The sequence below is a fragment of the Lentzea alba genome, from assembly GCF_047445655.1.
Classification (GTDB): domain Bacteria; phylum Actinomycetota; class Actinomycetes; order Mycobacteriales; family Pseudonocardiaceae; genus Lentzea; species Lentzea alba_A.
In genome coordinates this window covers 153,431-177,772 of the sequence record NZ_JAJAEG010000023.1, presented here as the reverse complement: position 1 = coordinate 177,772, position 24,342 = coordinate 153,431, and the positions used below count along the sequence as shown (strand labels likewise).

Below are 24,342 nucleotides of genomic sequence, written 5' to 3'. Positions count from 1 at the left end.
GCAGAGTGCTCACTCACCAGCGGCCACAGGCCGAGCCTGCCAGACGACCGGCTCAGCACTCATTAGCCGAGCTCGTAAAGGCCTGGTGCCGCGCTGGGTACCGGTCTGGTGACGTGCGGTGTCAACGTGCCCACGCACGACGGCGGTTGGGGCTTGACTTTGGGTTCGAGGCGCTACCGTTTCGGATCGGCCGGGCGCTTTACATGCCCGGCTTTTTAAGGCCGACCAGCGCCTCGTAAGGGCCCCGAAGTCAAGCCCCAATCGCAATCGTCGCGAAGCGGCGATGACGCAACCAAAGCTCGTCTAAGAACCCGCCCGGCCACGCACGCAAGGCGACCGCCCGCACGCAAGCCGACCCGCCCGCCAGGGAACCGGCGCCCGCCAACGCAAGGCGACCACCCGTCCGGCGACTGCGCGCTAGCCACCGCAACCCGCCCGCCCGCCCGCAAGGTCACCGCAGGTGGTGCGAGAATGCCCAGGTGACTCTGCTGGGACCTGCCGAAGTCCGCCGTCTAGCCGAAGAGCTCGGCATCCGCCCAACCAAGAAACTGGGCCAGAACTTCGTGCACGACCCCAACACCGTCCGCAAGATCGTCACCGCAGCCCACCTCACCGAAGACGACATCGTCCTGGAGGTGGGCCCAGGCCTGGGCTCCCTGACTCTCGCCCTCCTACCAGCCGCAAAGCAGGTGGTGGCCGTGGAGATCGACCCCCCACTGGCCAACCGACTCCCTCAGACGGCCCGCGAGATGGATCCGGAGAACGCGGAAAAACTCCACGTGATCCTCAAGGACGCGATGAAGGTCACCAAACAAGACCTCCCCGTCCAACCCACCGCGATCGTCGCCAACCTCCCGTACAACGTCGCCGTCCCGGTGGTCCTCCACCTCATGAAGGAGCTCCCGACCCTCCAAAAGGGCCTGGTGATGGTCCAACTGGAGGTAGCGGACAGGATGGCGGCCAAACCCGGCAGCAAGATCTACGGCGTCCCGAGCGTCAAGCTCGCCTGGTACGCCGAAGCCAAAAAAGCAGGCCCAGTAGGCAGGAACGTCTTCTGGCCGGCCCCGAACGTCGACTCAGGCCTGGTCTGGTTCCAACGCCACGAAAGCCCACTCTCCACAGTGGACCAAGACCGCCTCTTCAAGATCGTCGACGCCGCCTTCGCCCAGCGCCGCAAAACCCTCCGCGCAGCCCTCAAGGGGCACGTCGAAGACGTCGACCAACTGCTCCAAAAAGCAGGCATCGATCCCCAGCAAAGGGGCGAGCAGCTGAGCGTGATCGACTTCATCCGGATCGCGGAGGTCTAGGCCGGGGATCCTTCGGCCAACAGTGTGATCTGTCGAACGAATCGGAATCTGGCTTGCGCAACCGAACGTCCGTCCGGTTGACTACGAGATGCCATCCGGAGCGACTGAGAGACCTGGCTCTACGACGTCGCAGCAACCACCCGCTGGATGCGGGCAGGTGCTAACGCCAGGACCGATGGAGGATCACATGGGTACCACGCGAATGCTGACGCGCCGTCGAGTTGTCGACCAGTGCCGTCGCACCGCTTCTGCATGTCGTCGCCACCTCGTCTAAGGCGCCTTCTCAAAGTCCTTTGACGCGCACTCAGCCAACGAGTGGCGCACACACCTGAGCAGAACTCCGATCGCGCACCCCCGCCCAACGGGGATGTGTGCCGTCGCGCGCAGCCGTGGAGCAGAAGTGATCACTGTCGAAAACCTCACCAAGTCCTTCCAGGGTGTCAACGCCCTGAACGGCGTGACCCTCGACGTCGAGGCGGGCACCGTGCTCGGCGTGGTCGGCCCGAGCGGGGCCGGCAAGTCGACGCTCGCTCGTTGTGTCGCGCTGCTGGAGCGCCCCGACTCGGGTGCGATCCGCGTCGACGGCACCGACATCACCAGTCTCGACGGGTCGGCCCTGAGGGCCGCTCGCAGGCAGATCGGCGTTGTACCGCAAGGGGATTCGCTGCTCAGGCAGCGGACCGCGGCAGGCAACATCGCGCTGCCGCTGGAAAGCGCGGGCGTGCCCGGACCGCAGCGGCGGACCCGCGTGGGTGAGCTGCTGGACCTCGTCGGCCTGACCGACAAGGCCGCCGCCTACCCCGACCAGCTGTCCGGCGGGCAGCGTCAGCGCATCGCCGTGGCGCGTGCGCTCGCCGCGAACCCGTCCGTGCTGCTCGCCGACGAGCCCACGTCCGCGCTGGACCCGGAGACCACCGGTTCCGTGCTGACCGTGCTCGACCGTGCGCGCGCTGAGCTGGGTGTGACCGTTCTCGTCGTCACGCACGACATGGGCGTGGTCCGGAAGATCTGCGATGACGTCGCCGTGCTGGAGCAGGGCCGCGTTGTCGAGCACGGCAAGGTGCTCGACCTGGTCAACGACGCCGGTAGCCGCACCAGCAACTCGCTGCTGCCCGCCGTCGACCTGAACCCGATCAACGAAAACGCGTACGACCGCGTCGCGGACGTCGTGCTCGTCGGGTTCGCCGCGGTCGGCGCGCTGCTGCCCGAGGCCGCTCACCGGTTCGGCGTCGAGCTGAACATCGTCGGTGGCGGACTGACCCGGCTGGGCGAGACGCCGGTCGCGCGCTTCCGCCTCGGCCTGAACGGCGAGCGCTCCGACTCCGCGCTCGAGTGGATCGGCGAGGCCGGCGGCGCTGTTCAGAGGTCCCTGAAGGGGCCGCAGGGAGTAGCTGCGTGAGGTCTGCAACACCCTGGTCCGACGTCGTCAGCTACCTCGTCGAGGCCACCGGAGAAACGCTGTACATGGTCGGCGTCTCCACTGTTATCGCTACCGCACTGGGCGTTCCCGTTGGTGTTTGGCTGCAGCTCACCGCCAAGGGTGGGTTGCGGCCGAACCCCGCGGTGCACAGGATTCTGAGCTTCATCACCGACCTGGGCCGCTCGATGCCGTTCATCGTGCTGCTCGTCGCGCTCACGTCGGTCACGCGCCTCATCGTCGGCGGATCCATCGGCAGTACGGCGGTCATCGTGCCGTTGGCCGTGGGTGCGATCCCGTTCGTCGGGCGGCTCGTGCAGAACATCCTCTCCGAGGTGCACGTGACGGTGGTCGAGGCCGCGATCACGACCGGTGCCTCGACGTTGAAGATCGTCAAAAGCGTGCTCATCCGCGAGTCGTTGCCAGCGCTGATCAACGCCATCGGCGTCACCGTGATCGCGCTCATCGGTTACTCGGCCATGGCGGGCGTGATCGGCGGCGGTGGCCTCGGCGACCTGGCGATCCGTGAGGGCTACCAGCGCTTCAACGACCGGATCCTGTGGAGCACCGTGGCGTGGCTCGCCGTGCTCACGACCGTGATCCAACTCGGTTTCACCCGTGCCGCCCGTGCGTCCGACCGGCGCCGGCACGCCTCCGTCTGACCCTTCAGCAAATTCTCAAAAGGAACGTAATGCGTATTCGTGCTGCCCTGATCGCAGTCGCTTTGACAGGTTTGACTGCTTTGTCCGCTTGCTCGTCCGGTAGTGCGTCCTCTTCGGACACGCTCAAGGTCGGCGTCTCACCCGTGCCGCACGCCCAGATCCTCAAGTACGTGGCCGACAACCTCGCCGCGCAGAAGGGTCTGAAGATCGAGGTCGTCGAGTTCACCGACTACGTGCAGCCCAACACGGCACTGGTTGACGGCTCGCTCGACGCCAACTACTTCCAGACCGTCCCCTACCTGGAGACGTTCACCAAGGAGAGCGGCGCCGAGGTCGAGTGGGTCGAACCGGTGCACGTCGAGCCGCTGGGTCTCTACTCGAAGAAGGTCAAGAAGCTCGACGAGCTGGCCAACGGGGCGAAGGTCGCGCTGGCCAACGACGCCACGAACGAGGCCCGCGGCCTGAAGCTGCTCGAAGCGAACGGCCTGATCAAGCTCAAGGCCGTGGACCAGCCGACCGTGCGCGACCTCGCGGAGAACCCCAAGAACCTGCAGTTCGTGCCGCTGGAGGCGGCCCAGCTGCCGCGCTCGCTGGAGGACACCGACGCCTCGGTGATCAACGGCAACTACGCGATCGACGCCGGCCTCAAGCCCGCCACCGACTCGCTGGCGCTGGAGAAGGCCGACGGCAACCCGAACGCGAACGGCCTGGTCACCCGCACCGAGCTGAAGGACGACAAGCGCATCCGCGACCTGGCGGAGCTGCTCGGATCGCAGCAGGTCAAGGACTACATCAAGCAGACCTTCAACGGTTCGGTCATCCCGGTTTGACATTCGCAGTGACCGGGGGAGGCGTCCGTGACTCCAGAACGCCCGTAGGCTGACATGGTGCTCGCAGTCGTTCCACCCCCGGTCACGGTCCGCGTCCCGGCCAAGGTCAACCTGCACCTGGCCGTCGGTGACGTGCGACCGGACGGCTACCACGACCTGGTGACCATCTTCCAGGCGCTGTCGCTGGTCGACGAGGTCACCGTCGCGGTGGCCGACGAACCCGGCGTCGAGGTCCACGGCGAGGGCGCTGACCAGGTGCCCACGGGTGCCTCCAATCTCGCGTGGCGCGCGGTCAGGTTGCTCGCGGCGCACGTCGGCAAGGACCCGGACGACCCGAAGGTCCGCGTGGTGATCCGCAAGGCCATCCCGGTCGCGGGTGGCATGGCGGGCGGCAGCGCGGACGCGGCGGCGACGCTGGTCGGCCTGTCGTCGTTGTGGCGCCTGGAGATCAGCCGCGACGAGCTGGCCGAACTGGCCGGGAAGCTCGGCGCGGACGTGCCTTTCGCCCTGTACGGCGGCACCGCGCTCGGCACCGGCCGCGGCGAGCGGATCGTGCCGGTGCTGGCACGTCACCAGTTCCACTGGGTGCTGGCGTTCGACCGGCGTGGACTGTCCACTCCGGACGTGTTCGACGAGCTCGACCGCCTGCGCGTCGAGGGCGATCCGCCGCGCGTCGGTGCGGTCGAGGCCGTGCTGGAGGGTCTGTCCTCCGGCGACCCGCGCCAGCTCGCCCTGCTGCTGGGCAACGACCTGCAGGCCGCCGCCGTGTCGCTGCGGCCGAACCTCAGGCGGACGCTCCGCGCGGGTGTCGACGCGGGTGCGCTGGCCGGCATCGTCTCGGGTTCCGGACCCACGACGGCGTTCCTGTGCGAGGACGCCGACACGGCGGTCCGCGTGGCTGCTGAGCTGGCCGGCGCGGGAGTGTGCCGGACGGTTCGCGTCGCAAACGGGCCGGTGCACGGCGCCCGTGTGATCACGACCGAGGAGCCGAAGCCCACTCCGCCCGAGGTCCACGCTTAGGATCCCCTGGCGCCACGCGTGCCCCGGTGCGAAGCACCCGTTCCAAACGGGGGCGATCTCGAATTCTCGGGGCGCGCGTGGTCTTTCCACGGGGAGATGACTTGGGTAGACGGCTGCAACGCGAGCTGTTCCGGATGGTCGTGTCGGACCTGGTCGGTGGCGAGCCGAACTTCCACGCCGAGCGCCTCGCTCACTACGTCAGCCTGGTGCGCCGAAGCACCGTCCAGGACCCCGAGTGGACCGCTCAGCTGTTGCGCTGGACCCGTCACGTCGCCGGCCTCGACTACACAGCACGCGCGGGTGCCGCAGAGTTCCTCTCCGCACGGCTCGCAGCCGGTCAGCACGGCATGTCCCGGCAGGTGATCGACTCCGTGCTCGTGGACCCGCTGGACCCCACCTGGCTGCTGTACTACTGGAACTACAACCACGGGCGCGCGCTGCCGAAGCCGTTGAAGCGCGGCATCAGCGACGCCGTGCGCCGCCTCTACACCGAGGAATCCGTGCGTCAGTGCGACCGGACCTGGATGGACCTCCGGCTCGGTGACGTGCTGAACCGCGTGCACCCGAAGCCGGTCGACGCGCGTCAGGCGGAGCTGTTCCGCCACATCCTCGACCGCAGGTACGACCGCGACGCCGTGGACGGCACACCCGCCGGCCGGTGGAAGCCGCCGGCGCCACCGCTGCCTCGGCTGCCCGGCCACACGCTGCTGCTGGCCGAACTGGACGCGGTCGAGTGGTTCGAGTTCGACGAGACGGTCGAACTGGTCGCGAGCCGGTGTGAACGGGCCGAGATCGTGCGGTGGCGGCGGGAGAGGTCGTACCACCCGCGCGAACCGGACGAGCTGCGGAAGGTCGTGCGCGAGCGGTTCCGCCGCCGCCGTCACGACCGGGTTCTCGTCATCACCCAGGGCCAGGAGCTCGACCGGTCGCTGAGCTCGTCGGTGCCCAGGAACGTGCCCCTGCACGTCTGGGACCTCAGCGATCGGAACACGCAGTGGGCGTCGGTGTCGCGGCATCGGTATCGCCACGACGGCACCAAGGACGCCGCGCTGTGGGCCTTGTCCCTGTTCGAGGCTGGTGAGCAGGGCCTTTGGCCCTGGTAGGTAGCCTTCAACGGGCAGTTTCTTCTGAGGTCGTGAGGTTTTGATGGCCAACCTGGTCAACCTGGAGTCCGTGTCGAAGTCGTTCGGCGTCCGGCCGCTGCTCGACGGCGTGTCGCTCGGCGTCAACGAGGGCGACCGGATCGGTGTCGTCGGCCTGAACGGCGGCGGCAAGACGACGCTGCTCGAGGTGCTGGCCGGGGTGGAACCCGCGGACGACGGGCGCGTGTCGCGCTCGCGCGATCTGCGGATGGCGGTCGTGACGCAGCGGACCGAGCTGCCGGACGGCTCGACCGTGCGCAACGCGGTGATCGACCCGCTCGGCTTCGACGCCGAGCACGAGTGGGCGTCCGACTCCCGCGTGCGGTCCATTTTGGACGGACTCGGGATCACCGCGCTGGGCCTGGACTCCGTGGTCTCCACGATGTCCGGTGGTGAACGGCGCCGGGTCGCGCTGGCCGCCGCGCTGATCCAGGATCTTGAACTGCTGGTGCTGGACGAGCCGACGAACCACCTGGACGTCGAGGGTGTGCGGTGGCTCGCGGAGCACCTGCTGGCCCGCAAGTGCGCGCTCGTGGTCGTGACGCACGACCGGTGGTTCCTCGACACGGTCTGCAACCGCACGTGGGAAGTCGTGCTGGGCAAGGTCGAGCAGTACGAGGGCGGTTACGCCGACTGGATCTTCGCGCGCGCCGAGCGGCAACGGCTCGCGGACGCGGCGGAGGAGAAGCGGCAGAACCTGGCGCGCAAGGAGCTCGCGTGGCTGCGCCGCGGTGCGCCTGCGCGGACCTCGAAGCCCCGCTACCGCATCGAGGCCGCCGAGGCGCTGATCGCGGACGTGCCGCCGGTGCGCGACAACGTGGAGCTGCTCGCGTTCGCCAAGAAGCGCTTGGGCCGCACGGTGATCGAGCTTGAAGGCGCCACACTGTCCATTCCGGACCGGGTGCTGGTGCGCGATCTGACGTGGCGCATCGGTCCTGGCGAGCGGATCGGTCTGGTCGGTGTCAACGGATCGGGCAAGACCACGCTGCTCCGGTTGCTGGCGGGTGAGCGCGAAACCGAGTCGGGCAAGCGGATCCAGGGCGCGACGGTGAAGATCGCGCACCTCTCGCAGGAGCTGCTCGACCTGAACGGGTCGATGCGCGTGCTGGAGGCGATCGAGGAGGTCGCGCGGCGCGTTGTCCTCGGCAAGTACGAGATGTCGGCGTCGCAGCTGGGCGAGCGGTTCGGGTTCTCGTCGCAGAAGCAGTGGACGCCGGTGTCGGACCTGTCCGGTGGCGAGCGGCGGCGGCTGCAGTTGTGCCGGTTGCTGATGGCCGAGCCGAACGTGCTGCTGCTCGACGAGCCGACGAACGACCTGGACATCGACACGTTGCAGCAGCTGGAAGATCTGCTGGACTCGTGGCCGGGCACGCTCGTCGTGATCTCGCACGACCGGTACCTCGTCGAGCGCGTGTGCGACAAGGTCGTGGCGTTGTTCGGTGACGGCAAGCTGACGGACCTGCCGGGCGGGATCGACGAGTACCTGAAGCGCCGCGATTCGCTGCGCGACAGGGAAGTTGCGGCTCCGACCGTTGACAAGGCGCCCTCGAACGCCGCCGACCAGCGCGCCGCTCGCAAGGAGCTGGCACGGCTGGAACGGCGTCTTGAGGTGTTGCACAAGAAGGAAGCCGACCTGCACGCCGCGCTGGCCGAGGCCGCGACCGATCCCGACAGGCTGCTGAAGCTCGACGCCGAACTCCGGGCCGTGCTGGCGGAGGAGTCCGACGTCGAGGCTGCCTGGATGGCCGCGGCGGAGGTCGTGGAGGGCTGAGGACTACTTGCCCCGGCGGCGCAGTTCGCCTGCGAGCTGGGGCAGCAGTTCGTCGATGAACGACGTGTCGTAGCCCTGCCCGGACAGCAGTGAGTAGCTGAAGCGCGCCTTCAGCACCTCTTCCGAGGTCGCGCCGAGCATGCCGTCGAGCGCGACGCCGATCTCCTCCAGCATCCGGTCGACCTGGGCGGTGCGGTAGCCGCGCTGGCCGGCCGCCGCCTGGGGGATTCGCAGCTGGCGCAGGTCCTTCCACGACCTGACCTGCGGCATGCTGCGCAACGGTCCGGAGAGCTGCTGCTCGACCCGGCTCAGGAACGCGTCCACCTCGGTCTCGTCGTAGCCGCGCCGGCCGATCAGCGGGCGGGAGAACCGGACGTCGCGGATGTCCTTGGAGGTCAGGTTGTCCTGGCCGCGCAGCGTCGCCTCGATCCGGTCGAGGTAGGCGTCCACCTGGGACTCCTGGTAGCCGCGGCGGCCGCGGGGCGGGCGGTGGAACGCGACGTTGCGGATGTCCGCGGCGGTGAGCTTCGGAGCGTCGACGGCCTTGGGCGTCGCGGGCTTCTGCACCGGCGGCTGCTGCTGAGGGCGTGGCGGCGGTTGTGGACGGCGCTGCTGGGGTCGTTGCTGCTGCTGCGGCAGCTGCGTCGTCGGCGGGGTCTTCACCGGAGGCGGTGCCGTTTCGAACATGAGCACGACGAGGTCGAGGAACGTGTCGACGTCCTCCTCGTCGTAACCGAACGTGCCGGGCGCCGTCTCACCGAACACGGCGTCCTGAACCTGTTGCGCCGTCAGGTTGTCCTGGCCGCGCAGGGTGGCCTCGATGCGGTCGAGGAAAGCGTCGATCTGGCCTTCGTGGTACCCGCGGGTGCCCGGTCTGGGCTTGTGGAAGCGCACCGCGGCAACGTCGTCCGGGGACAGTCGCACCGCGGGTCTGAGCGCCTGCGACGTGGCGTGCGCACCCTGAGCGGGCGCCGCGGCCTGCTGCCGTTGCGGAGTGGACCTCAGCGTGTCCGCCACGAGCTCCATGAACACGTTGACCTCGTTCACGTCGTAGCCCGGATCACGGGTCGCCGTGCTGAACTTGATGTTGAGCACGTCCTCCCGCGTGAGGATGTCTTTGCTGCGCATGGTGTCCTCGACCCGGTCGAGAAATGCGTCCACCTCAGCCGCGTCATACCCGCGCGCGCCCTTGGGGGGACGGTGGAACGCGACCAGGGCCACGTCCTGCGCGGAGAGCAGAGGTGCCGGATGCGCGGGTAGACGATGCTGCGCTCCGGGGCCGCCCCGATCCACCAATGACCTCCTCCTGCGTACCTGTACTGGGGAGTATCGCGTTTCGCGTGGCATAACGTTTCGCCCTGATGGACCAAACGGCGCCACTACGATCGCGAACATGAGTCAGTTCGTGGATGTGATGCTGGCGACGGCCAAGAGCGGCCAGGACAGGGGCATGACGACGGGTGAACCCGCCGCGCCTGTCCGCCGGACCTGGGCTGAGGTGCACGAACGCGCCCGGCGGATGGCCGGTGCGCTCGATGTGGCGCCGGGCACCGCGATCGCCGTGCTCGCCGCCGAACCAGCCGTGATCGCCCCAGCCGTGCAGGCCGCATGGCTGTGTGGTGGCAGCGTCACGATGTTGCATCAACCCACACCACGCACCGACCTGGCCGAGTGGGCCGAGGACACGCTGCGGGTGCTCGCCATGATCGACTCGCGCCTGGTCCTGCTCGGCAGCCCTTTCGACGCCTTGGCCTCTGTGCTGGACCAGCACGGAATCCCTTATCGCAAGCTGTCCGAGCTCGACGGAGAGCCGATCGCTGCTCCTGTTCCCACTCCCGAGGATGCCACGGCACTGCTGCAGTTGACGAGTGGGTCCACCGCGGATCCCAAAGCCGTGCGCATCACACACCGCAACCTGATGTCCAACGCCCGCGGAATGGAGATCGCGGCCGCGCTGGATCCTGCCTCTGACGTCATGGTTTCGTGGCTGCCGCTGTTCCACGACATGGGGATGGTGGGGTTCCTCACCGTGCCGATGCTGTTCGGGCTGGAATTGGTGAAGGTCACTCCTGTCGACTTCCTGTCGCGGCCTACGTTGTGGGCCGACCTGATCACCCGGTATCGCGGGACGATCACCGCCGCGCCCAACTTCGCTTACGCGATCGTGGCGCGTCGATTGGCTTCTTCGTCTGATTCGTTCGACTTGTCTTCGATGCGGCTGGCTTTGAACGGGGCCGAGCCGATCGACCCCGCTGCTGTTCAGGCTTTCGTCGACGCGGGGGCGCGGTTCGGGCTTCGTCCGGAGTCGATCCTGGCCGCCTACGGGATGGCCGAGACCACTCTGGGTGTCGCTTTTGCGCCGCTGTTCACCGGGTTGTCGGTGGACGTGGTGGATGCGGACGCCGTCGAGGCGGACAAGAAGGCCGTGCCCGCTTCGGACGGGCGTGGATTCCCGTTGCTCGGTCCGCCGCTGCCTGGCTTGGAACTCAGGGTCGTGGACGACTCGGGCAAGATCCTGGGCGTTCGTGACGTTGGTGAGCTTCAGATCCGCGGCGAGGCCGTGACACCGGGCTATCTGACCGTGAACGGGCCGCTGGCGACCCAGGACGCCGAGGGGTGGTTGTCCACCGGAGACATCGGGTACATCGTGGAGGACGGCCAGGTGGTCGTCTGCGGGCGGCGCAAGGACGTCATCATCATGGGCGGCCGGAACATCTATCCGACCGATGTGGAGCGTGCCGCCTGCTCGGTGGACGGTGTGCGGGCAGGCAACGCGGTGGCCGTCCGGTTGGACGCGGGGACTCAGCGGGAGCGGTTCGCCGTGGTGCTGGAGTCGAAGCTGGCCGGGGACGCCGAGGCGGAGAAGTCACTGGTCAAGGAAGTGACCGCGCGGGTGATGGACGCGGTCGGGTTGCGGCCGTTCGCTGTGGTGGTGCAGCCGCCGGGGACGTTGCCGAAGACGCCTTCCGGCAAGCTTCGGCGGTCCGCGGCAGCTGCGTTGGTCTAGTAGAGGTCGTCGAGTTCTTGGAGTCGCCTGCGCAGCTCCCTCGCGCTCTTGCGGGGGAGTGCGTGGGCGACGAACTCGAGCAGCTGGCGAGATTCGGCTGGGCTGACATCGCACGAGCAGGAGTACGGGGGATGGTCGTCCAGCCATAGCCGGCGAGCTGGAGAGTCCGCGTACCTGAGCCAGGCTTCGAGGGCGCGCTCGACGTCGCCCGGCCAGAGGTAGTTGCGGGTGCGTTCGAGGCGGTCCAGGTCGGCGCGAAACCGGCTGGAGAGCCCGCGCAGCACGTCCGGGCGCTTACGCGGCATGGCCCTTTCGGTTGGTCACGCCACGATCCTACGGCTCAGTGGAAGGCGTTTTGGGCGGCTTCCAGGCCCTTGGTGACCAGCGCCTCGGTCGCGTCCGCTGCCCGGTCGATCTCCAGCGCGAGCTGCTTGCGCTCCACAGTGGAGAAGTCCTTCAGCACGTAGTCGGCGGGGTCCTGGCGGCCGGACGGGCGGTCGACGCCGAAGCGGACGCGGTGGTAGTCCTTGGTACCCAAGGACTTCGTGATGGAGCGGAGTCCGTTGTGGCCGTTGTCGCCGCCGCCGAGCTTCATGCGGATGGCGGCGAACGGGAGGTCCAGCTCGTCGTGGATCACGACGATCAGGCTGGGCTTGAAGAACTTCGCTGCGCTGGAGACCGGGCCGCCGGAGAGGTTCATGAAGCTGCGCGGCTTCGCGAGGACCACTCGGTGGCCGGAGAGGCGTCCCTCGACGATCTCGGCGCCGGACTTGTGGGCCTTGAACTTGCCGCCTACGCGGGCGGCCAGTTCGTCGAGGACCAGGAAGCCGATGTTGTGGCGGTTGCCTTCATACTTCGGGCCCGGGTTGCCCAGGCCGACAATGAGGGCGAGGTCATCGTCCACGGAACCGCAACTCCTGCTCGAGGTCGTCCAGCAACGCGTCCACGGCCTGCACCTGGTAGCCCTTGCCCAGCAGGCCGGACGTGGTGCTGAACCGGGTGTTGCGGACCTCGGTGGAGGTCATGGCACCCCGGCCGTCCAGGTTGGCCGCGGCGCGGGCGATGAACGCGTCTACTTCGGCGCGATCGTAGCCGGTGCCGGTCTTCGGCAGCTTGCGCGCGTGCAGGTCGTCACCGGTCTCCAGGCCAGTGGGCGGCACGATGCCGTTGCGGACCTGGAACTCCAGCAGGTGCAGGACGCCGTCGACGCTCAGCGGGTCGTAGCCGTTGGGCACGGTGGCGAACCTGACGGTGCGCACGTGGTTCGGGTCGAGGCGGATCCGGCCTGCCAACGCGTCGGCGATGATCAGCAGGAACTCGTTCACCTGGTCCGGGTCGTAGCCCTGCCGCTTGCGGCGGAAGGTCTTGGCCCGGATCTCGGTCGGCCTCAGGTACTGCAACGGCGCGCCTCCCCCCTCGTGAGGGGGTGGCGCGCCGTTTGTCCGGCCCGACGTGATGGGGCTCAGCTTTCCTCGGTCGCCTCGGCGGCCGGAGCAGCCTCTTCGCCCTCGAGCTGCGCCGCGGACGGCGCCTCGTTGACGGCGACGACGAGCGCGTCAGCGTCACCGGCGAGCGTGGCGCCCTCCGGGAGGTTCAGGTCGCTGACGTGGATCTGGGTGCCGGCGGCCACGCCCGCGATCGAGAGCTCGATCTGCTCGGGGATGTTCAGCGCGTCGGCCTCGATGGTGATGGTGGTGAGGTCCTGCGTGACCAGCGTGCCGGAGACGGGCTCGCCGGAGATGACCAGCGGCACCTCGACGGTGACCTTCTCGCCGCGCTGGACGATCAGCAGGTCGACGTGCTCGATGTAGTTCTTGATGGGGTGCGTGGTGACGGTCTTGGTCAGAGCCAGCTCATTCGCGCCGTCGAGGGCGAGGGTGAGGACTGCGTTCTGACCGTGCTCACGGACGACACGGGCGAACTCGAGCGCCGGCAGGGCCAGGTGCTTCGGGTCGGAACCGTGGCCGTAGAGCACCGCGGGGATCTTGCCGGCGCGACGGGTACGGCGGGCGGCGCCCTTGCCGAATTCGGTGCGCTGCTCAGCGGCGAGACGGACCTCGGACACGGTGGGGTACTCCTTACAAGTCTGGCCTTGTACGTCGGGGCGGTGCACAAGTCTTCAGGCGTTGGGTCCAGCTACGGGGTGGTGGCCAGCGGCGGCGAGCAACACGCGGAACAGGAGTCAACACGCGCGGCATCAAGCCACCGCGTCGATCACGCCGAGCCGATGAAGGCTCGCCCTCGCCGAGGCAACCCGACCAGTGTAGGTGAGGGGGTGTTGTGGGTGCTAATCGGGGGTGGGCAACCACGGGATCGCGTCAGGTCCGGGGGTTTGGGGTTCGCGCGGGTTGCGCAGGTCGTCCCCCGGTTGCGTCGGCGGGCGCCGGTTGTGAGTCCGTTGGTGGTCCGGTTGCGTGCGGGTGGTCGCTCTGCGGGACGCGGCCGGGCGGGATGGGTCACGACTCGTGACGGGACCACCCACCCGGCCCGTGAGGAAAAGACGGCTCGGTTTCGCCTTCGCGTTGCCGAGCCGTCCTTGTCAGGCGTTTTGTCAGGCGTTGCCGTCGAACAGTGAGGTGACTGAGCCGTCCTCGAACACTTCCTGGATCACGCGGGCCAGGAGAGGCGCGATGGACAGGACGGTCATGTTCGGGAAGCGCTTCTCCGCCGGGATCGGCAGAGTGTCGGTGAACACGACCTCGCGGGCGCCGGAGTCCTGCAGGCGCTGGGTGGCCGGGCCGGAGAGAATGCCGTGCGTGGCTGCGATGACCACGTCGGCGGCGCCCTCGTTCAGGAGTTGCTTCACGGCGCCGGCGATCGTGCCGCCGGTGTCGACCATGTCGTCGATCACGATGCAGAGGCGGCCCTCTACCTTGCCGACTACGCGGTTCGAGACGACCTCGTTGGGGCGGAGCGGGTCGCGGGTCTTGTGGATGAACGCGATCGGCGCGCCGCCGAGGGTGTCGGCCCACTTCTCGGCCAGCTTGGTGCGGCCCGAGTCGGGGGAGACGACGGTGATGTCGTGGCCCGCGTACTTGCCGCGGATGTGGTCGGCCAGGAGGGGCATTGCCCACAGGTGGTCGACTGGGCCGTCGAAGAAGCCCTGGATCTGGGCCGTGTGCAGGTCGACGGAGACGAGGCGGTCGGCGCCGGCCGTCTTGAACAGGTCGGCTACCAGGCGGGCGGAGATGGGCTCGCGGCCGCGGTGCTTCTTGTCCTGGCGGCTGTAGGGGTAGAACGGCATGATCACGGTGATGCGCTTGGCCGAGGCGCGCTTCAGGGCGTCGACCATGATCAGCTGTTCCATCAGCCACTGGTTGATGGGGCTGGTGTGGGACTGGATGACGAAGGCGTCGCAGCCGCGTACGGACTCTTCGAAGCGGACGAAGATCTCGCCGTTCGCGAAGTCGTAGGCCTGCTGCGGGGTCACCGTGACGTTGAGGTGCTTTGCGACCTCTTCCGTCAGTTCGGGGTAGGCGCGTCCGCCGAAGAGCATCAGGTTCTTCTTCGGCGTGCCGGGCATCTGCGGGTTCACGGTCAGCCCTCCTCTGTCTTCTCGTCATTCTGGCTAGCGAGGGCGGCTGCCGCTGCCTGAGCCGCGGCCGTTCCTTCACGTCGGCTGATGACCCAGCCTTCGAGGTTGCGCTGAGGGCCACCGGACACGGCGAGCGCGCCTGGTGGGACGTTGCGGCGCAGGACTGTGCCCGCGCCGGTGTAGGCGCCGTCGCCCACGGTCACCGGTGCTACGAACATGTTGTCCGAGCCGGTGCGGCAGTGGGATCCGACGATCGTGCGGTGCTTGTTCACCCCGTCGTAGTTGACGGTCACCGATGCTGCGCCGATGTTGCTGTGATCGCCGATCGTGGCGTCGCCGATGTACGAGAGGTGGGGGACCTTCGAGCCCTCGCCGATCGTCGAGTTCTTGGTCTCGACGAAGGTGCCGATCTTGCCCTTCACGCCCAGGGACGTGCCGGGGCGGAGGTAGGCGAACGGGCCGACGGAGGCGTTGTCGCCGATCACCGAGTCGCTGCCGTGGGTGCGGACGACGGACGCCTTGGAGCCGACCTTCACGCCGGAGAGCGTCGTGTCCGGGCCGACCAGGGCGCCTGCGCCCACGACGGTGCCGGCGCGCAGCTGCACGTTCGGCTCGATCAGGGCGTCCTGGCCGATCTGCACGTCCGCGTCGATCCACACCGAGGCGGGGTCGACGACCGTGACGCCGGAGCGCATGTGGCCCTCGACGATGCGGCGGTTCATCTCGGCACCGACTGCGGCCAGCTGCACGCGGTCGTTGATGCCCTCGACCAGCCACGGGTCGGATGCGATCAGCGCGCCCACGCGGCGGCCGTCGCCGCGGGCGATGCCCAGGACGTCGGTCAGGTAGAGCTCGCCCTGCGCGTTGTCGGTGGACAGGCGCGAGAGGCCGTCGCGCAGCACCGCGGCGTCGAACGCGTAGACACCGGAGTTGATCTCGGTGATCAGCTGCTCGGTCTCGGAGGCGTCCTTCTGCTCGACGATCCGCAGCACGGAGCCGTCGGAGTCGCGCGCGATGCGGCCGTAGCCGGTGGGGTTCTCCACCACGGCCGTCAGCACGGTGACCGCGTTGCCCGCCGAAGCGTGCTCGGCGAGAAGCGCGGAGAAGGTCTGGGTGTCGAGCAGCGGCACGTCGCCGTAGCTCACGATCACGGTGCCGGCCAGGTCGTGCGGCAGCTCGGCCAGGCCGCACGAGACTGCGTGCCCGGTGCCCTTCTGCTCCGCCTGCACCGCGATGGCGACCTTGCGGCCGAGCGTCTCGGCCAAACCTTCGAGATGCTCGGTGACGGCTTCGCGGCCGTGGCCGACGACAACGGCCAGGTGGTCGGGATCTGTGCCCGCCGCCGCACGCACCGCGTGTTCGACGAGTGAACGTCCGGCGATCCGGTGCAGCACCTTCGGCGTGGACGACCGCATGCGGGTGCCTTCCCCGGCGGCGAGCACGACCGTGCTGACAGGGCCCTCGAGCATCAATGCTCTCCCTAACAGGCTGGGTGGTTCGAAGTCCGCGGACCAGCCTAAGCCTCCGCGGACGGCTCCCCCGCCACGGCCGCGACCTGGCAGCCGCCCTGACGCTTCGCCACGTACATCGCCGAGTCGGCCCGGGACAGGGCCTGGTTCGCTGATTCACGGGGGCGAAGTGAGATGACGCCGACCGACAAGGTGACCCCGCGCGAGAGGTCGATTGGCAAGCCTGCCACGGCATCCACGGCCCGGCCGAGGGCTGCTTCAGCTGCGTGAAGGGGGGCTCCCGGCAGCAGCACCACGAACTCGTCGCCGCCGTAGCGGGCCACCATGTCGTCGCCCCGGAGGGCCTGCCGGAGTGTGCTGGCAATCACCCGAAGAACATCATCACCCTCGGCATGTGAATGCCGGTCGTTCACGCCCTTGAACCCGTCGAGGTCGACCAGTGCGATCGAGAACGGGTCGACCTGACCGGCGATGAGCTCGCTCATCTTGTCGTCGAGCGCGCGGCGGTTCGGCAGCCCGGTCAACGGGTCCTGCAACGCCTGCTGCGCGATCGCACCGTGCGCGCGCGTCAGCCGTTCGTGTTCGCGACGCGTCGTCAACGTGGCCACGCGGGACTCGCGCATCTGCCACAGCTCGGCTTCCAGCGCCGCGTTGTAGGCCTCCAGCGCGGACATCGTGTGCGGGCCGCAGAGATGCGCGTACTCGCGTTCCAGCGACAGCAGCAGCGACGGTTCCGACGTGTCGTGCTCCATCTGCGTGCGGGTGTCGCCGATGACCTTCAGCGCGTCGTCCAGCCTGCCGGCCTCGACCAGGCACCTGGCCAGCGCGATCGCGACGATGATCAGTTCCCGCGCGTACATCGACAGGCCGCGCAACGACCACAGCCGGTCGAGGTGGCTCTCGCTCGGGTGCGACAGCGCGTGGGCGGCACCGAGGATCGGCACCTGGTCGGCGGCGTCGAGGTCGCGGCGTCCGGGGTGCAGCGACTGCCGGAACGGCACCTCGGCGGCTTCGGCGAGCCCGGACGCGACGCTGAACTGCTCGTGCGCGGCGTCGTGCAGGTTCACCCGTTCGAGGCGCAGGCCCCACCCGATCCGCAGCCGGGCGCGGTTCACCAGGTGCACGTAGATCTGGTGCGGCTGGCCGCTCTCGCGCAACGCGTTGTTCGCGCCCGCCAGCACGTCGTCCGCCATCTCGTAGACGCCGAGCTGGGTGAGCACGAGCGCGATGTCCTGCAGCGTCGTGGCGAGCAGCTGGTCCCAGATCCGCTTGTCGAACACCGGGTCGGTCTCGGGTTCCTCGTCGAGCATCATCGCCAGCGCGGAGGCGATCTCGGTCAGCGCCTTGTCCTCGGCGTTGCCCAGCAGGAACCGGCGGCCGCGCAACGCCCGCGCGTCGGCCTCCAGCACGATCAGGCCGTGGCGGCGGCAGTGCGCGAGCATCTCGTCGAGCTGCGGGTCGGACATGTCGACGAGCCCCGGGGTCACCAACCGGACCACGGCGGCGGCTCTGAGCAGCTGCGCGACGATGCGGGGCTCACCGCGACCCTGCGCCTCGGCGAGGATGCGGTCGATCTCGGAGGCCGCGTCGAGCTGTGCGGCGAGGTGGCTGCTCTGGGCCACGGCGACAAGTTCGCTCGCGCGGCCCACCAGCCACGCGTCGGACATCTCGTGGTGGCGGTGGCCCACGTTGCCCTGCTCGTCGACCGTTTCCTCGGGCAGCTTCACACCTCCCAAAGACCACACGTTCGTGCGCCCTGCTCCGCCACCAGGATTCGAACCTGGACCATCGGAACCAAAATCCGAGGTGCTGCCTTTACACCATGGCGGAACGGACGCGCGCGAGCGCGTCCTGCGCACATGTTGTCACGAGACGTCCTCCTGTTGTCCAACCACCACTCATCCGGCTCAGTTCAAGATCACGGCTTCGCGCCGATTGACCTGGTCAGGAAGTCGCCGAGCGCGTCCCGGTACGTGTCGGTCGCCACATTCCATCCCGAAGTGTGGTCGGCGCCGGGGATCTCCACGTACTGCAGCGGCCACCCCAGACCGGCCGCCGCGGTCGCGAGATCACGCGACGACTGGGTGGGCACCGTGCCGTCCGCGGAGCCGTGGAAGAGCAGCGTCGGCGGCTTCAACGCGGGCGGTCTGCGCACCAGGTCGAACCGGTCGAAGTCGATGCCGGCGCGCCAGCCGGACACCAGCTCGGCGACCGGGGTGAGCCACGTCGGCACGCCGCGGTTCTCCGCCTGCAGGTTCAGCGTCTGCGTCCAGTTCGTGACGGGGGAGTCGAGCACGACGCCGGTGACCGCGGCGGCGACGCTGGAGCGGGCCAGCGTCTGGCCGACGATCGCGCCGCCCATCGACCAGCCGTAGAGCACGACCTTCTGCGCGCCCTGGGACTGCGCGTACTTGATCGCGGCCTCGACGTCGCGCCACTCGGTGTCGCCCAGGTGGTACAGGCCGTCGGGGGACGCGGGCGCACCGACGTCGTTGCGGTAGGTGATCAGCAGAACGGGCAACCCCGCGCCGTGCAGCTGTGGAACCACGCGGAGGGCTTCTTCACGCGACGCGCCCCGCCCGTGCACGGTGATGACCCACGTGTCGTTCTGCGCGGCCGGCACGAACCACGCGGGCATCTCGCCGAGCTCCGACGGCACCCTGACCTCGCTGTAGACCAGTCCCAGCGTCGTCTTCGGGTTGCCCTCGTACACGTCGGTCTCGATGCGGACCTTGGTGCCCTCCGGCGGTGCGTTGCCCTCCAGCAACGGCCGTTCGACGCGGCCGTCCTTGTTCGCGGCGATGTCGCCGACCTTCGCGGTGCCGCCGGGCCAGACGATGCCGAACGTGCCGCGTTGCAGGGTGAGCTTGGATTCGGCGAGCACGACGTTCTTGTCGTCCACGCCGAGCGCGGTCTCCGGGTAGCGCTGCGGCACTTCCTCGGGTTCGAGCAGCTCGCCGCTGTAGTACCAGCCGACACCGCCCAGAGCGACCGTGACCAGCACGAGCAGGGCGAGCAGCGAGGTCGCGGTGATCCGGATGATCTTGCGTCTGGCCATCTTTTGATGATGCCGCCTGAACGTCTCGATTCCGCGCGACACAGCGTGACGAACCTGAGAACTGGCCGTGAGTTTCCACGCGAGGTCTGGCGAAGCAGGTTGGCCTAACTTACGCTTCCGTAAGTTACGGTTCCGTAGGTATGTCACCCCCCGAAACCTCAGAGGTATCCGTATGACCACGACGATGGACCCGTCTACCGACCAGGGACCCAAGCCGTTGTTCGACGGACGACGCAGCCACGCCGAACAGCTCGGCGTGTACGTGTTCGTCATCGTTCCGTTCATCGCGTTGCTGGCCGCTGTGCCCTTCGCCTGGGGCTGGGGCCTCGGCTGGGTCGACGTGGCGCTCTTCGTCGCCTTCTACTACCTCGCCGGCCTCGGCGTGACGATCGGTTACCACCGGTACTTCACGCACGGCTCGTTCAAGGCCAACCGCGCGCTGAAGATCGGTCTCGCGATCGCGGGCTCGATGGCGTTGCAGGGCCCGGTCATCGACTGGGTCGCCGACCACCGCCGCCACCACGCGTTCTCGGACCGCGAAGGCGACCCGCACTCGCCGTGGCTGTTCGGCACCGGCCCGGCCGCGATCGCCAAGGGCTTCTGGCACTCCCACATGGGCTGGCTGTTCGACCGGGACAAGACCAACCACAAGCGCTTCGCCCCCGACCTGATGGCCGACAAGGACATCGTGTGGGTCGACAAGCTCTTCGTGCTGTGGACGACGATCTCGCTGGCCCTGCCCGGTGTCCTGGGCGGCCTGATCACGTGGTCCGTCTGGGGCGGCGTCACGGCGTTCTTCTGGGCCGGCCTCGTCCGCGTCGCGTTCCTGCACCACGTCACGTGGTCGGTCAACTCGATCTGCCACATGGTCGGCGACCGCCCGTTCGCGGCGCGCGACCGCTCCGCCAACGTCTGGGCGCTGGCGATCCTGTCGTTCGGCGAGTCGTGGCACAACCTGCACCACGCCGACCCGACCTCCGCGCGCCACGGCGTGAAGCGCGGTCAGATCGACACCTCGGCCCGCCTGATCTGGATGTTCGAGAAGTTCGGCTGGGCCTGGAACGTGCGTTGGCCGAGCGAGCAGCGGTTGGCCAGGATCAGCGTGAAGAAGTGAGCACCGTAGGCTGCCTCGGGTGACCAGGGTCAGGATGACGGGCAAGGAACGCCGAGAGCAGCTCCTGGACGTCTCCCGCGCCCTGTTCGCCGAGAAGGGCTTCGAGGCCACCTCCATCGAGGAGATCGCGCACCGCGCCGGCGTCTCGAAGCCCGTTGTCTACGAACACTTCGGCGGCAAAGAAGGCATCTACGCCGTCGTGGTCGACCGCGAGATGCAGCGCCTGATGGACCACATCGTCGAGGCGCTCGACGACGGCGACCACCCGCGCGAGCTGCTCGAACGGGCCGCCTGCGCGCTGCTGGACTACATCGAGGGCTCGACGGACGGGTTCCGCATCCTGGTGCGGGACTCGCCCGTCGCCTCGTCTTCGGGGACGTTCTCGTCGCTGTTGAACGACATCGCCTCGCAGGTCGAGCACATCCTCGGCGTGCACTTCGCCAAGCAGGGGTACGACCGCAAGCTCGCCGCCCTGTACGCGCAGGCGCTGGTCGGGATGGTGGCCTTGACCGGGCAGTGGTGGCTCGAGGTGCGCAAGCCCAAGAAGGACGAGGTCGCCGCGCACCTGGTGAACCTGGCTTGGAACGGCCTCTCGGCGATGGAGCACAAGCCCAAGCTGCGCAGTCGTTCCTGAGCTGCCCGTTGTGCGATGGTAAGCGCGCATATAATATGCGCGCATGACAGATTTTCGGTACGAGCACAGCGTTGAAGGCACCGGGTCCGTGGAGGTGGTGTGGGAGCTGTGGAGTGATGTCTCGCGGTGGCCCGAGTGGGATCCGAGCCTGGAGTCGGTGACGTTCGCCGGTCCTTTTTCGGTGGGTTCTCGTGGCACGTTGGTGATCAAGGGGCAGGGGCCGATCTCCTTCGTGCTCACGGAGATCGAGGAGCGGACGAGCTTCGTCGACGAGACGTCCGTGCCGGGGGCGTTGATCCGCTTCGGGCACCTGGTCGAGGAGCTGCCGGAGGGACGGCTGCGGGTGTCCTACGACGTGGTGATCACCGGCCCGGCGGCGGAGGCTCTGGGACCGGTCGTCACGGCCGACCTGCCGCGGGCGTTGGAGCTGCTGGTGAAATTGGCGTCGTGACGCGCTTCTCCGGCCCTGACGACTCGCCGGGCTTCCTGTTGTGGCGGGTGACGCTCGCGTGGCAGCGCGCCATGCGTGCGGCGCTGGCCCCGCACGACCTGACGCACGTGCAGTTCGTGCTGCTCGCGTCGTTGTGGTGGCTGGAGGGGCACAGCGGCGCGCCGTCGCAGCAACGCCTGGCCGAACACGCCGGCACCGACCCGATGATGACCTCGCAGGTCCTGCGCAAGCTCGAGGACCGTGCGCTGATCTCACGCTCGGTGGACCCGTCGGACTCGCGGGCCCGGTTGCTTGCGTTGACTGCTTCCGGTCGGGCGCTGGTGGTCAAGGCCATGAAGGACGTCGAGGACGCTGACACCGCCTATTTCGAGGGGTTGGGCGACGAGCAGCAGGCGTTCGTCCGGGGCCTCACACGTCTCCTGTGAGCCTGAGCAGCTTGTCGTTGTTGCCGTTCGACGTCGTGAGGTAGAGCGACCCGTCCGGCGCGGTGCGGGCGGCCCTCAGCCGTCCGTACTTGTCGTTCAGCTCCTCGGGAATCGCGACGTTCTGCACCTTGCCCGCGCTGTCGAGCGTGAACAGCATCAGCTTCGAGCCCTTGAGCGCGGTGATCGCGAGCTTGCCGTTCCAGAACGCCGCCTGGCAGATCGCCTCGGTGGGCGACCCGGACGACCACACGGCTTCAACGGCATCCGGGAACCGCTGCAGGTCCGTCATCGGCACGTCCTCGTCGTACCCGCCCTGCGTGCCGCCCTTGGACGGGTCCCACCCGTAGTTGCCGCCCTTTTTCAGCAGGTTGACCTCGTCGTCGACGTCCGGCCCGTGCTCACTGGAGAACGCCTGGTCGGAGTCCGGCCGGAACACGACGCCCTGCACGTTGCGGTGGCCGTAGGTGAAGATCCTGCGCTCGTTGGCGTTGGTGGAGCCGGCGAACGGGTTGTCCTTCGCCCCTTCGCCGGTCTCGGGGTCGATCCGCAGCACCTTGCCGCCGAGGTTGGTGCGGTCCTGCGGGTTGCGGCCCTGCGCGATGTCACCCGTGGCGACGTACATCGTGCCGTCGGGCGCGAGGGTCGGGCGGCACCCGGAGTGCCGGCCGCTCGGGTTGGACGGCATGCCGGTCAGCAGGTCCTTCGTCTTCGTCGCCTTGGTGCCGTCGAGCCGGAACGTCACCAGCCGCACGTCCCTGGCCGTGTTGTAGCAGGCGGTGAAGCGCTGGCCGTCCGGGTGCACGACGAGGCCCATCAGGCCGCCTTCGCCGCGCACCTGCACGTCTTTGAGGTCGATGTCGACCGGGGTGACCTGGCCGTTCTTGACGAGCTTGATCCTGGCCGGGCGTTCGGTGACGAGCATGCCGCCGTCTTTGAGGAACCCGATGTCCCAGCCGTGTTCGAACCCCGCGGCGACCTCTTCGACCTTTAAGCCTTGAGGCGCCGGGGCTTTGGACGGCGCGTTGCCGCCTGGTTCCGGCGACGAACAGGCCGCGACGGTGAGCACCAACCCAGCTGCAACGAGTGCGCGCATGTCCTAACTATGCGTTTTGTGCCGTGGAGGTTCCGTAAGGCCGCTCAACGGGCAGCAACGCCCGTGCTCCGTCCAGGTCCCGCGCCCGCACCTTCTCGTGGATCTGCCTGGCCAGCGGCGTCACGTCGGTGATGCTGACGGTCCACTCGTTGACGTACCTGTCGACAGCCTCGCGGGTCAGTCCGATCTGGATGGACCGGTGCCGCAGCGGCTCGTGGTGCAGGCCGCGCTCGGGATCCCACTGCACGCGCACCGCGGGCTTGCCGGAGATGTTGCTCTCCAGGGCGTTCGCCACGGCCCAGTCGAACCCCTCACGGGTGATCCGCACGGCCAGCACGCGCTCCTGGCCTTCCTTCTGCGCGTATCCGCAGCGGTACATCATCCAGAGGAACGACGGCTTGATCCACGTCATCCGCTCCATCTTGAACGGGGGCACGAAGCGTTGGGCGGCCACCGCGGGGCCGGCGATCGACGGCGAATATGCCTGGTAAACCACAATGGACTGATCGTCGTAGTCAGCCCGGATCTCTCTCATTTCCACGCCACCAGAGTGACCTCTCGACATTCGCCAGTGCCACCGAAATTCGCTATGTGCCCAACGGTCCGGGGCGTTAGACACCCGGTGTGCACAACGCTCTGGGGTTCCCCGACCTGCTCCGGCTGATCGACGAACGATCGACCGCCTTCCGCGCCGCCATCGCCGCCGCGCCCAGCCTCGACGCACCGGTTCCGACCTGCCCCGGCTGGACGCTGCACGACCTGGCCCGGCACATCGGTGGGGGTCGCCGGGTTTGGGCCGCCACCGTCGCCGCAGGTCCCGCAACCGCCAAGGCCGTGGTGAAAGCGGAAGCACCGCAGGACCGCGAGGCCCTGCTGGCCTGGCTGGCCGACTCGACCCGGCAACTCCTGGACGCGCTGACCGAGGCAGGCCCGGACCGCGAGTGCTGGGTCGGCTGGACGGACTCGCAGTCACCGCGGACCACCGGTGCGGTGGCCCGGCACCAGGTCCAGGAGATCGCGGTGCACACCTACGACGCCCAGCTGGCGATCGGCGCCCCGCAACCGCTGCCGGAGGAGGTGGCGCTCGACGGCGTCGAGGAGTTCCTGCTCACCTGCAACGCGACGACGTCCCCTTGGCCGCACGAGCCCGCGGTCGTCGGGTATCACGCCGGGGGTGGCCGGTCGTGGCTGCTGTGGCTCTCCGCCGGAGGCGCGCGGGCCGAGCGGCTTTCCGGAATCCCCGAGGCCAGCGTCCTCGCGAGCGGTACGGCGAGCGACCTGGTCCTGACCTTCTACGGTCGCAACGATCTTGGTGCGCTGAGGGTCCTCGGCGACCGGCGCGTGCTCGAACGGCTCGTGGACTGGGTGCCCGAGTGAGCCACCCGATAAGGGTTCGCCACACGAGCT

At 68.4% G+C, this 24,342-nt stretch carries 24 protein-coding genes, 1 tRNA gene and 1 riboswitch; of the genes, 13 read left to right on the top strand and 12 right to left on the bottom strand.

The window, feature by feature from the left end; translation table 11 throughout:
* Positions 1 to 485 precede the first annotated feature (485 nt).
* From rsmA to LFM09_RS33645, 7 genes are all read left to right on the top strand, one after another.
* A complete protein-coding gene (gene rsmA / locus LFM09_RS33675; protein ID WP_414100625.1) occupies positions 486 to 1,307 on the top strand; it encodes a 16S rRNA (adenine(1518)-N(6)/adenine(1519)-N(6))-dimethyltransferase RsmA in 822 nt (273 codons plus the stop codon).
* A gap of 88 nt (positions 1,308 to 1,395) precedes the next feature.
* A riboswitch (SAM riboswitch) is annotated at positions 1,396 to 1,489 on the top strand.
* A gap of 218 nt (positions 1,490 to 1,707) precedes the next feature.
* The gene (locus LFM09_RS33670) at positions 1,708 to 2,706 is read left to right on the top strand and encodes a methionine ABC transporter ATP-binding protein (RefSeq protein WP_414100617.1); all 999 of its coding nucleotides are present in this window, start codon (positions 1,708 to 1,710) and stop codon (positions 2,704 to 2,706) included.
* Positions 2,703 to 3,386: a methionine ABC transporter permease gene (locus LFM09_RS33665; protein ID WP_414100616.1), complete on the top strand. Its 684-nt coding sequence runs from the start codon at positions 2,703 to 2,705 to the stop codon at positions 3,384 to 3,386. Before LFM09_RS33670 ends, LFM09_RS33665 begins: the two co-directional genes overlap by 4 nt.
* 29 nt (positions 3,387 to 3,415) lie before the next feature.
* Positions 3,416 to 4,216, top strand: a complete 801-nt coding sequence (locus LFM09_RS33660) for a MetQ/NlpA family ABC transporter substrate-binding protein (protein WP_414100615.1) — start codon at positions 3,416 to 3,418, stop codon at positions 4,214 to 4,216.
* A 57-nt stretch (positions 4,217 to 4,273) separates the two neighbouring features.
* Complete coding sequence (locus tag LFM09_RS33655) at positions 4,274 to 5,236, top strand: 4-(cytidine 5'-diphospho)-2-C-methyl-D-erythritol kinase (RefSeq protein WP_414100614.1); 963 nt, start codon at positions 4,274 to 4,276, stop codon at positions 5,234 to 5,236.
* A gap of 101 nt (positions 5,237 to 5,337) precedes the next feature.
* Complete coding sequence (locus tag LFM09_RS33650) at positions 5,338 to 6,339, top strand: hypothetical protein (RefSeq protein ID WP_414100613.1); 1,002 nt, start codon at positions 5,338 to 5,340, stop codon at positions 6,337 to 6,339.
* A gap of 43 nt (positions 6,340 to 6,382) precedes the next feature.
* Positions 6,383 to 8,149: an ABC-F family ATP-binding cassette domain-containing protein gene (locus LFM09_RS33645; RefSeq protein WP_414100611.1), complete on the top strand. Its 1,767-nt coding sequence runs from the start codon at positions 6,383 to 6,385 to the stop codon at positions 8,147 to 8,149.
* A 3-nt stretch (positions 8,150 to 8,152) separates the two neighbouring features.
* Here LFM09_RS33645 and LFM09_RS33640 read toward each other — a convergent pair whose 3' ends face one another.
* Positions 8,153 to 9,442, bottom strand: coding sequence for a DivIVA domain-containing protein (locus LFM09_RS33640; protein WP_414100610.1), 1,290 nt, complete (start codon positions 9,440 to 9,442; stop codon positions 8,153 to 8,155).
* Positions 9,443 to 9,542: 100 nt separating this feature from the next.
* Between LFM09_RS33640 and LFM09_RS33635 the strand changes: the two genes are divergently transcribed.
* A complete protein-coding gene (locus LFM09_RS33635; RefSeq protein ID WP_414100609.1) occupies positions 9,543 to 11,156 on the top strand; it encodes a fatty acyl-AMP ligase in 1,614 nt (537 codons plus the stop codon).
* On the opposite strand, the gene LFM09_RS33630 is transcribed toward LFM09_RS33635, so the two are convergent.
* From LFM09_RS33630 to LFM09_RS33590, 9 genes are all read right to left on the bottom strand, one after another.
* A complete protein-coding gene (locus tag LFM09_RS33630) occupies positions 11,153 to 11,461 on the bottom strand; it encodes a hypothetical protein (protein WP_414100608.1) in 309 nt (102 codons plus the stop codon). The two genes, LFM09_RS33635 and LFM09_RS33630, sit on opposite strands and share 4 nt — an antisense overlap.
* A 35-nt stretch (positions 11,462 to 11,496) precedes the next feature.
* Positions 11,497 to 12,060 (bottom strand): aminoacyl-tRNA hydrolase, encoded by a 564-nt coding sequence (pth, locus tag LFM09_RS33625; protein ID WP_414100607.1) that lies wholly within the window; start codon positions 12,058 to 12,060, stop codon positions 11,497 to 11,499.
* A complete protein-coding gene (locus LFM09_RS33620) occupies positions 12,050 to 12,556 on the bottom strand; it encodes a DivIVA domain-containing protein (RefSeq protein ID WP_414100606.1) in 507 nt (168 codons plus the stop codon). Before LFM09_RS33620 ends, pth begins: the two co-directional genes overlap by 11 nt.
* A gap of 62 nt (positions 12,557 to 12,618) precedes the next feature.
* Positions 12,619 to 13,221 (bottom strand): 50S ribosomal protein L25/general stress protein Ctc, encoded by a 603-nt coding sequence (locus tag LFM09_RS33615; RefSeq protein ID WP_414100605.1) that lies wholly within the window; start codon positions 13,219 to 13,221, stop codon positions 12,619 to 12,621.
* A gap of 486 nt (positions 13,222 to 13,707) precedes the next feature.
* Positions 13,708 to 14,679: a ribose-phosphate diphosphokinase gene (locus tag LFM09_RS33610; protein ID WP_414100624.1), complete on the bottom strand. Its 972-nt coding sequence runs from the start codon at positions 14,677 to 14,679 to the stop codon at positions 13,708 to 13,710.
* Positions 14,680 to 14,693: 14 nt separating this feature from the next.
* Positions 14,694 to 16,160, bottom strand: a complete 1,467-nt coding sequence (gene glmU, locus LFM09_RS33605; RefSeq protein ID WP_414100604.1) for a bifunctional UDP-N-acetylglucosamine diphosphorylase/glucosamine-1-phosphate N-acetyltransferase GlmU — start codon at positions 16,158 to 16,160, stop codon at positions 14,694 to 14,696.
* Positions 16,161 to 16,207: 47 nt separating this feature from the next.
* The gene (locus tag LFM09_RS33600) at positions 16,208 to 17,887 is read right to left on the bottom strand and encodes a GGDEF domain-containing protein (RefSeq protein ID WP_414100603.1); all 1,680 of its coding nucleotides are present in this window, start codon (positions 17,885 to 17,887) and stop codon (positions 16,208 to 16,210) included.
* Positions 17,888 to 17,919: 32 nt separating this feature from the next.
* A tRNA-Gln gene (locus LFM09_RS33595) sits at positions 17,920 to 17,990 on the bottom strand.
* A gap of 88 nt (positions 17,991 to 18,078) precedes the next feature.
* A complete protein-coding gene (locus LFM09_RS33590) occupies positions 18,079 to 19,218 on the bottom strand; it encodes an alpha/beta hydrolase family protein (protein ID WP_414100602.1) in 1,140 nt (379 codons plus the stop codon).
* Positions 19,219 to 19,390: 172 nt separating this feature from the next.
* On the opposite strand from LFM09_RS33590, the gene LFM09_RS33585 reads away from it, so the two are divergent.
* Genes LFM09_RS33585 through LFM09_RS33570 form a run of 4 tightly spaced genes read left to right on the top strand, consistent with a single transcriptional unit; the run spans position 19,391 to position 21,842 of the window.
* Positions 19,391 to 20,332, top strand: a complete 942-nt coding sequence (locus tag LFM09_RS33585) for an acyl-CoA desaturase (RefSeq protein WP_414100601.1) — start codon at positions 19,391 to 19,393, stop codon at positions 20,330 to 20,332.
* Between the two features lie 34 nt (positions 20,333 to 20,366).
* Positions 20,367 to 20,966 carry a TetR family transcriptional regulator gene (locus tag LFM09_RS33580; protein ID WP_414100623.1) on the top strand — a complete coding sequence of 200 codons (600 nt, stop codon included), beginning with the start codon at positions 20,367 to 20,369 and terminating at the stop codon, positions 20,964 to 20,966.
* A 43-nt stretch (positions 20,967 to 21,009) separates the two neighbouring features.
* Entirely contained in the window at positions 21,010 to 21,417 is a 408-nt protein-coding gene (locus tag LFM09_RS33575; protein ID WP_414100600.1) for an SRPBCC family protein, read from the top strand.
* A complete protein-coding gene (locus LFM09_RS33570; RefSeq protein ID WP_414100599.1) occupies positions 21,414 to 21,842 on the top strand; it encodes a MarR family winged helix-turn-helix transcriptional regulator in 429 nt (142 codons plus the stop codon). Before LFM09_RS33575 ends, LFM09_RS33570 begins: the two co-directional genes overlap by 4 nt.
* Here LFM09_RS33570 and LFM09_RS33565 read toward each other — a convergent pair.
* Both LFM09_RS33565 and LFM09_RS33560 read right to left on the bottom strand, forming a co-directional pair.
* Positions 21,826 to 22,935, bottom strand: coding sequence for a PQQ-dependent sugar dehydrogenase (locus tag LFM09_RS33565; RefSeq protein WP_414100598.1), 1,110 nt, complete (start codon positions 22,933 to 22,935; stop codon positions 21,826 to 21,828). The two genes, LFM09_RS33570 and LFM09_RS33565, sit on opposite strands and share 17 nt — an antisense overlap.
* 7 nt (positions 22,936 to 22,942) lie before the next feature.
* On the bottom strand, positions 22,943 to 23,470 hold the full coding sequence (locus tag LFM09_RS33560) for a DUF4291 domain-containing protein (protein ID WP_414100597.1): 528 nt from the start codon (positions 23,468 to 23,470) through the stop codon (positions 22,943 to 22,945).
* Between the two features lie 89 nt (positions 23,471 to 23,559).
* Here LFM09_RS33560 and LFM09_RS33555 point away from each other — a divergent pair, with 89 nt between their 5' ends.
* Positions 23,560 to 24,312, top strand: coding sequence for a maleylpyruvate isomerase family mycothiol-dependent enzyme (locus LFM09_RS33555; RefSeq protein ID WP_414100596.1), 753 nt, complete (start codon positions 23,560 to 23,562; stop codon positions 24,310 to 24,312).
* Positions 24,313 to 24,342: the final 30 nt, after the last annotated feature.

Bases quoted from the DNA above. Each gene is read 5' to 3' on its own strand.
- LFM09_RS33590 (WP_414100602.1), bottom strand. From the start codon at position 19,218: ATGGCCAGACGCAAGATCATCCGGATCACCGCGACCTCGCTGCTCGCC.
- LFM09_RS33560 (WP_414100597.1), bottom strand. From the start codon at position 23,470: ATGAGAGAGATCCGGGCTGACTACGACGATCAGTCCATTGTGGTTTAC.
- LFM09_RS33610 (WP_414100624.1), bottom strand. From the start codon at position 14,679: ATGCCCGGCACGCCGAAGAAGAACCTGATGCTCTTCGGCGGACGCGCC.
- LFM09_RS33580 (WP_414100623.1), top strand. From the start codon at position 20,367: ATGACGGGCAAGGAACGCCGAGAGCAGCTCCTGGACGTCTCCCGCGCC.
- LFM09_RS33645 (WP_414100611.1), top strand. From the start codon at position 6,383: ATGGCCAACCTGGTCAACCTGGAGTCCGTGTCGAAGTCGTTCGGCGTC.
- LFM09_RS33575 (WP_414100600.1), top strand. From the start codon at position 21,010: ATGACAGATTTTCGGTACGAGCACAGCGTTGAAGGCACCGGGTCCGTG.
- glmU (WP_414100604.1), bottom strand. From the start codon at position 16,160: ATGCTCGAGGGCCCTGTCAGCACGGTCGTGCTCGCCGCCGGGGAAGGC.
- LFM09_RS33585 (WP_414100601.1), top strand. From the start codon at position 19,391: ATGACCACGACGATGGACCCGTCTACCGACCAGGGACCCAAGCCGTTG.
- LFM09_RS33635 (WP_414100609.1), top strand. From the start codon at position 9,543: ATGAGTCAGTTCGTGGATGTGATGCTGGCGACGGCCAAGAGCGGCCAG.
- LFM09_RS33630 (WP_414100608.1), bottom strand. From the start codon at position 11,461: ATGCCGCGTAAGCGCCCGGACGTGCTGCGCGGGCTCTCCAGCCGGTTT.
- LFM09_RS33660 (WP_414100615.1), top strand. From the start codon at position 3,416: ATGCGTATTCGTGCTGCCCTGATCGCAGTCGCTTTGACAGGTTTGACT.
- LFM09_RS33565 (WP_414100598.1), bottom strand. From the start codon at position 22,935: ATGCGCGCACTCGTTGCAGCTGGGTTGGTGCTCACCGTCGCGGCCTGT.